Source organism: Soonwooa sp. (genome assembly GCF_032062245.1).
Taxonomy (GTDB): domain Bacteria; phylum Bacteroidota; class Bacteroidia; order Flavobacteriales; family Weeksellaceae; genus Soonwooa.
The window spans coordinates 1-11890 of sequence record NZ_DAMBQF010000043.1; the positions used below are offsets into that span (position 1 = coordinate 1).

The following is an 11890-nucleotide window of genomic DNA, read 5'->3' on the forward strand; positions in this document are numbered from 1 at the left end:
TAATTTACTTCCTTAATTATCCTAATGCAAACTTACCATAGAAGCGGCATCCTTTGGGATTGGCGTGAGGCGACGGAGCGTAGCAGAGCCGTCCGAGCGACAAGACGAAAGATAAAGCTGATAGCGGGATTAGCTCCTAAAAAACAATTTAGTTTTCAAAGTATATAAAATCCCGTTCCGATAAAAATGCGTAAATTGGCTCAATTTTAATGCTAAGAAATGAAAAGTAAACTTCTATTATCAGCAATCTTACTACCTGCCGCAATGGCTTTTGCTCAACAATACGGCGGTATGTGGATGCCTACAGAACTTAATGAAAAGGAAATGAAAGATTTGGGTATGAAAATCTCTGCGAAAGATATTTTTGACCCTAGCAAAGCGAGCATCAAAGATGCTGTGGTACAATTCGATGGTGGATGTACTGCCGAAGTTATCTCAGGGCAAGGTTTATTATTGACCAATCACCACTGTGGTTATGATAATATTCAGTCACATTCGACGGTAGAAAATGATCTCTTAACCAACGGTTTTTGGGCTAAAAATATGGAAGGCGAACTTCCAAATCCTGGAGTAACTGTAGACTTTATCGCGGACATCAAAGAAGTGACGCCACAGATTTTGGCTGGGACAGACGGACTAACAGGCGCTGCTCTTGATGCGAAAGTAAAACAAAATACAGAGGCCTACATCGCTTCTCAAAAAGTTGAAAATTATCAAAAAGTTACTGTAAAATCGATGTATTACGGTAACAAATATTATGCTTACGTTATCGAGACCTACAAAGACATTCGCCTAGTTGGCGCACCACCGCAAAGCATTGGTAAATTTGGTAGCGATACTGACAACTGGGTTTGGCCACGTCACACAGGAGATTTCTCGATGTTCAGAATCTATGCTGACAAAAATAACAAACCCGCGGAATATTCGAAAGATAACGTCCCTTACAAACCAAAACACTTCTTGCCTATTTCTATCAAAGACAAACAAGAAAATGATTTCACGTTTGTATTTGGTTTCCCAGGAAGAACAACCGAATATCTTCCAGCTATTGCTGTAGAAAAAATCATGAACGAAACCGATCCTGCAATGATTTCAGTGCGCGATGTGACCTTGAAAGTTCTTGACGAAAAAATGAGAGTAGACAATGCAACAAGAATTAAATACGCTTCCAAATATGCGCGTATCGCCAACTCTTGGAAAAAATGGATTGGCGAGGTCGAAGGTCTTAAAAAATCAAATGCAGTTGGTAAAAAACAACAATACGAGCAATCTTTGATTTCGAAAAACCCTCAAATAAAAGCAACAATTGACGGATTAAACAAAGCTTATAACGAACAAGCACCTTACGCCCTTAACAGAGCTTATTATTCTGAATTACCACGAAATGCTGAGACGCTAGCCTTGGCAAGTTTGTTCTCTAGCTATGTTGAAGCTGTTGACAACGGGACTTTCAATGCGAAGTCTTTGGACGGTTTCAAAACCAGATTGTCAGATATCTACAAAGATTATGAAAGCGATTTGGACGCCAAAGTAACGGCTCAAGTTTTGGCTTTGTATGCTACTAAATCTGCACCTCAGTTTTTACCAAGTGGTTTAGAAAAGTTTAAAGATGCAAAAGCGAATGTTGCCGTACTAGAAAACTATGCTAAAAACTCGATTATCACAGGCCAAGCCCATGTAAACGGCGCAACAACTTATAGTGACATCAACAAAGTATTTGCTGACCAAGCGAGCCTTGTTAAAGCTTTGAAAAACGATCCTTTAATCCAACTTTGGAACAATATTAAAGGCGCTTATGTTAGCACAACACACAGCAAAGTTACAAGTCTACAAGCTGAGATCGATACCTTGCAAAAGACCTTTATGGCACAACAAATGGCAACGGATAAAGACAGAAAATTCTTCCCAGATGCTAACTCAACACTTCGTGTAACTTACGGAAAAGTAAAAGGCTCTAATCCTCGCGATGCTGTTAGCTACGGTTACAAGACAAACCTAGCTGGCGTTATGGAAAAATATGTTCTTGGAGATTACGAATTTGACGTTCCTAAAAAGTTGATCAGTCTTTATAATGCTAAAGATTACGGAATCTACAAGGACAAAACTGGCGACGTCCCTGTTAACTTTACAGCGACCAATCATACAACAGGCGGTAATTCGGGCTCACCTGCTTTAGACGCTTATGGTAACTTGGTTGGTCTTAATTTTGACAGACAATGGGAAGGCACAATGAGTGACATCAACTATGATCCAAAATTCAGTCGTAACATTATGGTGGACACCAAATACATCTTGTTTATCGTTGATAAATTTGCAGATGCTAAATGGCTTCTTAACGAAATGAAAATTATTAAATAGTTTTTAAAATACGATTACAAGTATTAGATAATATTTTCTTAACATTGTCAAGGCGAAAGCTTTGACAATGTTTTTTTTATAGTGAGCGCAAAATCTATCTTTTATAAATCGGCTTCAATTTTTTTGAGTTCTTTTTCTTTGGAGACACTTGCAAAGTATCCTCCTTACCGAGATCTAGTTATCGTCTATCACAGCGTAAGTGACGAAAAGCTAAAACATGTCCAACACCTTTTCCCCTATCGAAGTTCGAAAACTTTTATTAAAGATGTGGACGAGCTTTCTAAAGCTTTTGACTTTATCGATTGGGAGACTTTTTTAGAAAGAAAAACAAGCAAAAATAAAATAGGAAAACCAAACCTATTATTGACTTTTGATGATGGCTATTCTGATTTCCATGATGTCATCGCACCTATTTTAAAACAAAAAGGAATCTACGCGATCAACTTTATCAATCCCAAATTTATTGATAATAAAGACCTCATGTGGCGTTGCAAAGCAAGTCTTTTGATTTCAAAAATTGAAGAAAATAAAGATCTTCTACAACAGATTTCAAGTTTTAAAAGTTTACAACTAAATCCAGTTGTTTCGGATATCAAAAAAAATCTTCTTTCCATTAAATTTGAAAATCAAAATCTTCTGGATGAGCTTGCAACTTTTTTGAACATCGATTTTAAAACTTATTTAGCACAAAATAAAGTTTATCTCACGACTGATGAATTATTAAAATTAAAACAAGACGGCTTTGGAATTTCGGCGCATGGTTGGGATCATCCTTTGTATCAAGAATTAAGTCTTGATGGGCAACTTGACAACACGCAAAAAGCTTTGGATTTTCTAGAAAATTTAGGATTAAATAATGATTCGTTTGCTTTTCCATTCACGGACTTTGGAGTAAAAAATGATTTCTTCGAAAAACTATCAAAAGCTAATCCACGACTTCAATATACTTTTGGTGCAGCTGGTCTTAAGCTCGATTCACGTTTCAAAAACTTGCAACGGATTCCGCTTGAAGTCGAAAATTATTCTGCAAAGCAAGTCATCAAAAACGAAATCATCTATTACAACTTGCTAAAATTAATTGGAAAACACCGAATTAAATTAGAAATCATTAGCCTTTTGCGATGATTAGTTTCGTTTTAAAAATCAAGTTTGTTATATTTGTTTAAAATTGAAAACTGTGATAGAAATTGTCGGACTTAACAAAAAACAACTTAAAGGATTTACAACTTCGGAAGCCTTTAAAAAGTTTGAGTTTGCGCCAATTTCTGAACTTCGCGAAGTCTCGCACATCGCAAATCCTCGCGCAACTGACGACGATACTTTATTATTCTTGGCTTATGAAGGTGAAGAACTTACGGGTTATCTTGGGATTTTACCAGACGACATCGCAAAAACAAACGGCGAAGTTTTCCATTTCGGATGGTTTTCGACTTTGTATATCAGCGAAAAACATCGTGGCAAACAGATTGCGCAAAAACTTCTGTATGCCGCCGAAGCCGCTTACAATGGACGAATGATGATCACCGAATTCACGGATAGTGCGCATGGACTATATAAAAAGATAGGACTTTTTGATGATCTCGAAGCCAAACAAGCCGTTCGATATTATTTTAAATCCAATCTTGCGGAAATTCTTCCAGCCAAAAAAGAGGTTTTTAATCGAAATAAAAAATGGATTTTAAGATTTGACAAATTAATAAATCCCGTCATTCCTTATATTTCAAAATCATCAAAATTAAATTATTCTATCGCTTATAATTGGGATGACGAATTAAAAACTTTCATTGATAAACAAGAAAAAAATCCATTACACAGGAGCTCAAAAGACTTCGAATGGATCCTGAAGCATCCGTGGCTTTCTACCCAAAAAGAGCAGCCAAATTATTTGTTTTCATCTTATTCTGCATCCTATCAAATGTTTTGGGTAAAGCTTCATGAAGACGGTATTTTGACAACTTGTTTTTTGTGTTCTATCCGAAATTCGCATCTTAAAGTTCTTTATTATTTTGCGGACGATATATCGAAAGTTGCAATTTCACTTCCGGGAATTATCAAAAATTACAAAGTGAAAATGATGACAATCTATGATGATCAACTTAATGAAGAATTAGCAAAAGGACAATCGGTAAAAGCTTTGTACAAACGATATTTTAGAAGAAACTACCTTATCACCAAAACGCTAAAACAAGAGCTTGGCGCCGACTTCTATTACGAATTTGCGGATGGCGATGGCGATTTTAGCTTTACTTAGTCACAATTACATTTTGCACGACGATGTCTTTTGAAGTCGTTATCCCAAAATGGATACAGCTTTAATCCTATAAAAAAATTGGCGGCGTGTAATTTTTTATGATTAAACAAGAGCGGAAAAATATTTTCGCTTCCCAATATAAGTGGACCAAGACGTAGATAAGCGCCAAATTGCAAATTTTTATAATCATAAAAAGCGGTTGAAAAACCATAGGCAATTGCAGGTTTTTGAACTGAATAAGTTGCAGAAAATGTATTAATTCTTTTAAGACTATTTTCAAAAATCGGTGTGCGTTGTATCCAATTAAAACTCAAATAGTGATTCGGTCTAATATTTTTACTCAAAGCTAAATGAATGCTTGTTGGTAACCCAATTTTGAAACCGTCAGAAATGTGAGATTTATTAGGATCACCATAAACTTCAGTACTCAACAATCCTAAATACTGCTTAATCGACTCGAACTTGGTATTATCAAATTTTGGATTATCATCTAACAAAACTTTTGTATCGCCGATAAATACATGATTTTCACCATTAAATTTAACATAACCAATATCCAAAATATTAAAATCTACCTTAAGATCATAAGCCTCAGAATCCGGAAATTTATTAATAAAACTTAAGCCTAAATCTAAGCCTAAACCACTTCCTTGTTGCTTAAAATCATATTTTTTGGTTTCGAAATTATAATTGGTTACGTAGCTTGCAGCAATGTCGTAACTGGTAGCTGTTGTCTGGTCATGATTTTGCGCATTAACTTCTGTACTTATATGTAAATCCTTATTATTCTGAAGATTATAAGCATCAAAACCCATTTCGTATTTTAGATTAATACCCAAAACCCATTTGTAATCTGACTGACGAAAAATTTCTGTTGCAAAATTTAATCCCAATTCGCCCCAGTTCATAAAACTAGTTTTGAACGGATTTACGGCATATTCTGCTGGTCGCGGCAAATTTTGACTCTGAAATCTAAAATAATTGTCAAAATCGATAACTGACGTTTGCGTTCTAAGTCTAGTGAAAAGTCCAATATTAAAATCGTTTTCCCCAATTTTTGATTTGAAAGAAGGACGGTTCCAAAACATCAGAATTGAAGAAAAGCTTAGCTAAGTCCTTATTGTAATAATCTAAAACGTGGGCTTGACTAGCGCCTGTTATTCCGTTTTTAGGATCAGCAGCGACAATCTCCTCTTTTATTAATCCCAATAAATTCCCCTTTGAAATATAAGCGTAATCATTGTAAACATTAATATCTTCAGAAAATATTTGGATATCCCAAGGATTTGGGTTGATGTAAGTTTGTGTTGGCGAGAGCGAGCTTGCACTAATCCCACTATAGATATCATTTGAAAATAATAGGTTTTGTTGCGCTTCTACTTTTTGTAAAATCAACAAAAGCGTTATTAAAAACAGTTTAAGAAAATCCGTTTTTTCCACTCGCACACAATTTCACTTTTTAGTGAAAACGAATTTAATACTAATTTCTTAAAATATGTGAAAATAATCTAATGAACTTTAAATTCATTTAATCTTTTCTAATTATTCCAACTTTGCGTGAGGGCGAAGCGCATTGTTGGAGCTCGTGATGTGAGGCGGCGGAGCGTAGCGGAGCCGTCCGAGCATCACAGCGACTGTGCGGAGACCGACCTGAAGCGCGAACGCGGGCGACGCGCAGCGTCGAACCAAGTGAGCGCAAATGGGCACGCCAAAAAAAAGCGACTCCTAACTGAATAGAAGTCGCTGCAAATAATTTAATAACCAAAAATTAGTAACCGAAAATCTCTTCCAAAGTTACCTCTTTGAAGTCGCCCATCTTGTTGATAGCGTCCATATTTAGGTTTTCCTTTTTCCCGATGATTGCCGTGTTGTATTTCAATGGTTTGATTTGTCCGTTGTAGAAATTGGTCAACTCTGGTAGAGTCAACGACTGAATTTCTGCATACGTGTCTTTTCTGATGTCGTAGTTAATGCCCAACTTCGCCAGCGCCAATTGGTTGAAATAAATGTTAGTTCTGTTGATTCTGTTAGACGCAATCTGCTTAAGCGCCGAACCTTTTGCATTTTCAAACTGCGCCGGAATCTGCGGAAGTTCTGCCATCAAATCATTCATCGCGCTAACGGCTTGTGGCAATTTGTTAGCTTGCGTACCGATGTAAGTCGTCACATAATTCGGGTGATTTAATAAATTACTTGGCGCATACGAAACGTAAGCAGAATACGCCAAAGACTTACTTTCTCTGATCTCTTGGAAAACAATTGATGACAAACCACGCCCAAAATATTCGTTAAACACATTGATTTTCCCGAAGTCTTTTGTATTAACATTGCTGGCTTTCGCTACTCTTGACATTTCGGTTTGTACCATGTCATAGTTCGTGAAATATACATGTCCAGACGTTGCTGGTTCTGGATATTCTTTAGCTTTTGGCGCTGTTAAACTTGCTGTTTGGATGTAAGGTTTAACATCGTTTTTCAAAGATTTTTCGTCTTTTCCGTACAGGAAAACTTCGTAAGGATATTTGTTAAGGTTTTTAATTTTTGACATCAAATCAGCAACCTTAATACTTTCTAAATTTTCTTTAGAAATAACATCGCTAAAACGGCTTTCTTTTCCATACTTCGCATAGTTGCTCAAAGCAGCCATAATTCTTGTTTTGTCTTTTTTTGCGACTTCGCGACCTTCAAGAATTGTTTTAACCGTTTTGTCATAGATGGCTTGATCTGGTTTAACATCAGCAATCCAATGGTTAAGAAGTTCTACACCTTTTTTCATGTTGCTTTCTAGACCTGTCAACGTAATGATGATTTGGTCATTCCCAGTTCTAAAACTGTTAGCAATTCCTAGTTTATAGAACTCTCCTTTTAGTTGCTCAGGTGTATATTTCGACGTTCCTAAATATTGTAAAACCGAAACTGCTAAAGACATTTCTTTGTCATTGTCAGATCCCATTGGATAGACATAACTAACTTGTGCAACTTCATTGTATTTGTTATCAACAAAGCTGATTTTTTTATCTTTTATCTTATCTGTTTTTATCGCAGTTTGATAATCGATAAACTGAGGTTTGATATCGCCAACTTTTGCGTTAAGAATATCTTTAAGGAAAGGCGATTGTGCTTCTCTATTTAGTTTAATCGGTGTAATACCTGGATTTTCAACACGAACCAATTTGTCATTAACACCTTTTTCTTTGTACACAACCGCGTAGTTATCTTTGAAGAAGTCATTAGCAAATTTAACAACATCGGCTTTAGTAATTTTTTCGTATTCGTTGATATCATTTAGTTCATCCTCCCAATTTACATTTTTAATGTAAGCATTGTAAAGTGTTGTTGCAAGCCCATCCGCAGTCTCCCAACCTTTAAGACGTTGAACCTTCATATCATTGATAATCGCTGGCAACATCCAATCTGGGAAGTCTCCTTTTTTAATCAAATCAATTTGATTTAACAATAATTTTTTAGCATCTTCCATAGATTGACCTTCTTTCGGAACAATCGCCATTGTAATATTTCCATAATATTTGAAAGGCGAAGCATAAGCATAAGCTCCCAAAGCTTTTTGTTGTTGGTTGATGTTCAGGTCGATAAGTCCAGCCTCGCCATTGTTACTCAAAATATTGGCTACCATATCAGCAAGACGCGCTTCTTTAGTTCCGTAAGAATCCGTTCTCCAAGCCATTGTCAATCGTGGTGTAGATGGACTTTTCACTGTTCTAGAAACCACTGAAGTCATTGGCGCTTCTACTGGCAATTGCTTTTTCGGAAGTTCTTTATATTTAAAAGTTCCAAAATATTGATCGACTAACTTAATCGTTTTATCAAAATCGATATCGCCTACTAAAACAACCGCCATATTATTAGGCACGTAATAAGTATCAAAATACTTGTGAATCGCCTCCATAGAAGGATTTTTCAAGTGTTCTGAAGTACCAATTGTTGTTTGTTGTCCGTTAGGATGTTTTGGAAACAAAGCGTCCATCAACTCGTAGTTAACCAAACGTCCATCGTTATCTTGCGCACGGTTGTACTCTTCGTAAACGGCTTCCAATTCGGTATGGAATAATCTCAACACCAATTCTGAGAAACGCTCTTTCTCAACTTTTAGCCATTTTTCTAATTCGTTAGATGGAATATTATTTTTGTAAACCGTTTCGTCTAGCCAAGTGTGCGCATTAGTTCCTGTCGCTCCCAAAGACGAAATCGCTTTGTCATACTCGTTAGCGATGGCATATTTTGAAGCTTCTTGCGAAATCTCATCGATTTTTTTGTAAAGCGCTTTCTTTTTCTCTGGATCTTTATCTGCTTTATGCTGCTCATAAAGGTCCGAAATCTGCTGTAGCAAAGCTTTTTCTTTTACCCAATCTTGCGTCCCCAACTTTGACGTTCCTTTGAAAACCATGTGCTCCAAATAATGCGCAAGACCAGTATTGTCCGCAGGATCTTGGTTAGAGCCCGTTCTTACAGGGATGTAAGTTTGGATACGTGGCGCATCTTCGTTTTTGGCAAGATAGACTTTTAAGCCATTTTTAAGAGTATATATTCTAACACCATTAGCGTCATTTTTTACGCTGTCATATTGATATCCACTAGGATCGGTAAGGTGTTGAAGTTCGTATTTTTGTGCATTCACTGCTGTCATCATTAGTAAAATTGAAACTGTAGTAATTATTTTCTTCATAATAATATTTAAGTTATGTAAAGTTACTCATTTTTTTTGGCGTGTCCCTCGTTTCGCCGAGCCAAAATCCACTACTCAACGAGGGTCGCTACGTCCGCTACTATCTTTTAGTGTGTCGTTCGGACGGCTCCGCTGCGCTCCGCCGCCTCGCGCCACCCCAAAAGGATATCCGCTGCCATCGCTCACGCGACTATGCAATGGTACTTGAGTGTAGCCGAAATCACTATTCTAAACAAAAGCGCTTTGACTTCGCTCAGCAACCAATAAATATCAGATCGTAAATCAAAATTCTTAAACCGTAAATAAATAAGACGCTTCAGAAACCGATTTTGTTACATAAAGCCAAGAATTAATTTAACACCGATAAAAAGCAAAAAGTCTTATATTTAATTCGATGATAAAATGAAAAGATGAAAGTCACTAAACTTCTACGAATTTTAATCCCGATTGTGATACTAAGTTTAGTTTGGTCATGCAACAAAAAACCAGAAACAAAAGCAACACCAAAAGCTCAAAAGCTCACTGGCGCTTGGATACTTTCTGGACTTTTGCAAACCAACAATAGCTTTCACGCCGGAAAGGACTGGAAAAATAATCATGCTGCCATCATGAAAAGCGATTCTATAAAAATATTCTACAACCAAAGATCTGATTTGTACACCAAACTGGATTTGAAAGCCAACAATCAATTCACGACACAGCTTTTTGATATCAAAACAGATTCTGCATTTGACAAAGCAATTTCTGGAACTTGGAAGCTCGAAAATAATCAACTAAAACTCTCTGCTAAAGCCACAAAAGCACAAGCTAGCCTCGAACAAATTTTCGATATAACGGACTACAATGACAAAGTTTTAAAACTAAAAATTATCAAAGAAGTAACTTCGGAAGTCGGCAAAAGCAATCCAAATTATGATCTTGCTGATCGACAAAAGAAGTTCGACAACATCATCAAAGAAATTGGCATTAATCAAAATGATTTGACAACAAAAGATTTAGAATACAACTCCGATTTTTGGACCGTTAATAATTTCAATGACCACCAACTTCTTACTCGACGTATTGGGCAGGATCAAGACATTTCCAAATACTCGAAAGACCTACAAAGCTTAATCTACGGCGTTCCTTGGGATTATGTGCCTTACTATGAGCCCATCTTTGAAAATCGTAGTGTTCGATTTAGCTTTCTGCCAAAATCCAAACTTGATATCGAATATCAAATAGATGGTTCGGCTTCGGGTTGGTGCGGAACGCCCGCGCAAGGACATTATTTCGGGACTTATCATTATAATAAAACTAACAAGCTTATGGAAATTAGTTTTACAGATCCAAAAATTCCAAAAGAAGTCCAAAGAACTTTCCGTTACGGAAATAAAAGCCAAAAGTATCAAATCCTCGCCAAGAACGACTATGTGATGATTTGGAAGAAGTTGTAGTTTTGAAAACTTATATTAGCGTGTTCTTTTATTTTAAATAAAATTTATGAAAGTTGTCCTAACATTCTAAATTCTTATTGCAATTGCAGTCTCCTTACAGTTGTTAGTGGATTATCTCAATTTGGGTGTTTTCATAAATAGTTTCACAACACCTGCAACGATTACATTATTAGCATCCTGCATATTTTTAATCAGTAAAAACAATACCAATGAAAAGAAAATATTTAAGCTAACAAGTATCGCTTGTGGAGCCATAACTTTGGTATGGATAGTTCTTTTTAATTTACTTTATTATTACGGAAAAGGATGGAATCATTAAAATCAAACAGCGGCTTGTACGATCGACAGAATATCATAAATTTAGTTTTAGGATTTATACTTTTAGCAATTGTTGCGACATTACTTTATTTAAAAAATGAAAACAGAGATTTCAAAAAATATAATTGGAGCGCTAGAATCTATACAATTGGCTTGTATAATGGTACAAACAAAAAAGCGGCAACTTCAGAAAAATTTGATACCACAGAAAACAATATCGAATTGCTGAAATTTCATTTTTATAACACCGAAGAAGTATCGTCAAGTTTACTCTGGGACAAAAACTTTTATGGAGATATCCTCAATAGTAAAGCACAAAACCAAATAAACCCAGATGCTATTTTTGGACTCTACCCGAATCATGCAAGCATGAATTACTTTTCTTACAATGACAATGCTTTTTATGAACTTGACCAAGCACTAGATTATGCGAAAATTAAAAAGATCGCAAGAAAATATTGATACAATAGAGAAAGCGAAACTTCTTGTTTTGTGGATATTTTAAGTCATAATAAAGTCATTTTATTCCTCGGAGTCAATGGTGACGAAGATAGGTTACACCAACATCTACTAAAATAAATGAAAACTGGGCAATCCTGAAACAAAATGCACCATCAAGGAAGAATATTAGAAATCTTGAAAGTCTACAAGAGTTAGTACTATCAAGAAAATATTGGGGCGTCCACCACGAGCTTCCAAAAGATGCAGATTTGGAAAGTATTAGCATGACAGGATTTGATAATTCGGAAATTAAAGATATCGTATCTAGCGAACTTGTTATGCCTTTCAAAAGGTAGTATCTCACTAACTGTGTAAGTTGAAAAGTTATTCTGAAAAATTTTG

Annotated in this window: 10 protein-coding genes; 6 read left to right on the forward strand and 4 right to left on the reverse strand. The window is 36.0% G+C overall.

Annotated elements, in window-relative coordinates; genetic code table 11:
- Positions 1-219 precede the first annotated feature (219 nt).
- The 3 genes from RT037_RS13260 (at position 220) to RT037_RS13270 (ending at position 4609) form a co-directional block, all read left to right on the forward strand.
- The gene (locus tag RT037_RS13260; protein WP_313032176.1) at positions 220-2358 is read left to right on the forward strand and encodes a S46 family peptidase; all 2139 of its coding nucleotides are present in this window, start codon (positions 220-222) and stop codon (positions 2356-2358) included.
- Between the two features lie 138 nt (positions 2359-2496).
- The gene (locus RT037_RS13265; protein ID WP_313032177.1) at positions 2497-3483 is read left to right on the forward strand and encodes a polysaccharide deacetylase family protein; all 987 of its coding nucleotides are present in this window, start codon (positions 2497-2499) and stop codon (positions 3481-3483) included.
- 52 nt (positions 3484-3535) lie between these two features.
- Positions 3536-4609: a GNAT family N-acetyltransferase gene (locus RT037_RS13270; RefSeq protein ID WP_313032178.1), complete on the forward strand. Its 1074-nt coding sequence runs from the start codon at positions 3536-3538 to the stop codon at positions 4607-4609.
- Here RT037_RS13270 and RT037_RS13275 read toward each other — a convergent pair.
- From RT037_RS13275 to RT037_RS13285, 3 genes are all read right to left on the reverse strand, one after another.
- Positions 4606-5697 carry a hypothetical protein gene (locus tag RT037_RS13275; protein ID WP_313032179.1) on the reverse strand — a complete coding sequence of 364 codons (1092 nt, stop codon included), beginning with the start codon at positions 5695-5697 and terminating at the stop codon, positions 4606-4608. The two genes, RT037_RS13270 and RT037_RS13275, sit on opposite strands and share 4 nt — an antisense overlap.
- Positions 5645-6049 carry a hypothetical protein gene (locus RT037_RS13280; protein WP_313032180.1) on the reverse strand — a complete coding sequence of 135 codons (405 nt, stop codon included), beginning with the start codon at positions 6047-6049 and terminating at the stop codon, positions 5645-5647. Before RT037_RS13280 ends, RT037_RS13275 begins: the two co-directional genes overlap by 53 nt.
- 328 nt (positions 6050-6377) lie before the next feature.
- Complete coding sequence (locus tag RT037_RS13285) at positions 6378-9293, reverse strand: M16 family metallopeptidase (protein WP_313032181.1); 2916 nt, start codon at positions 9291-9293, stop codon at positions 6378-6380.
- A gap of 410 nt (positions 9294-9703) precedes the next feature.
- Here RT037_RS13285 and RT037_RS13290 point away from each other — a divergent pair, with 410 nt between their 5' ends.
- The 3 genes from RT037_RS13290 (at position 9704) to RT037_RS13300 (ending at position 11509) form a co-directional block, all read left to right on the forward strand.
- Positions 9704-10729, forward strand: a complete 1026-nt coding sequence (locus RT037_RS13290) for a DUF5004 domain-containing protein (RefSeq protein WP_313032182.1) — start codon at positions 9704-9706, stop codon at positions 10727-10729.
- Between the two features lie 106 nt (positions 10730-10835).
- Positions 10836-11048, forward strand: coding sequence for a hypothetical protein (locus tag RT037_RS13295; RefSeq protein ID WP_313032183.1), 213 nt, complete (start codon positions 10836-10838; stop codon positions 11046-11048).
- On the forward strand, positions 11036-11509 hold the full coding sequence (locus tag RT037_RS13300) for a hypothetical protein (protein WP_313032184.1): 474 nt from the start codon (positions 11036-11038) through the stop codon (positions 11507-11509). Before RT037_RS13295 ends, RT037_RS13300 begins: the two co-directional genes overlap by 13 nt.
- 73 nt (positions 11510-11582) lie before the next feature.
- Here RT037_RS13300 and RT037_RS13305 read toward each other — a convergent pair.
- Positions 11583-11890: hypothetical protein (locus RT037_RS13305; protein WP_313032185.1), on the reverse strand; the 308-nt coding region annotated here is incomplete at its 5' end.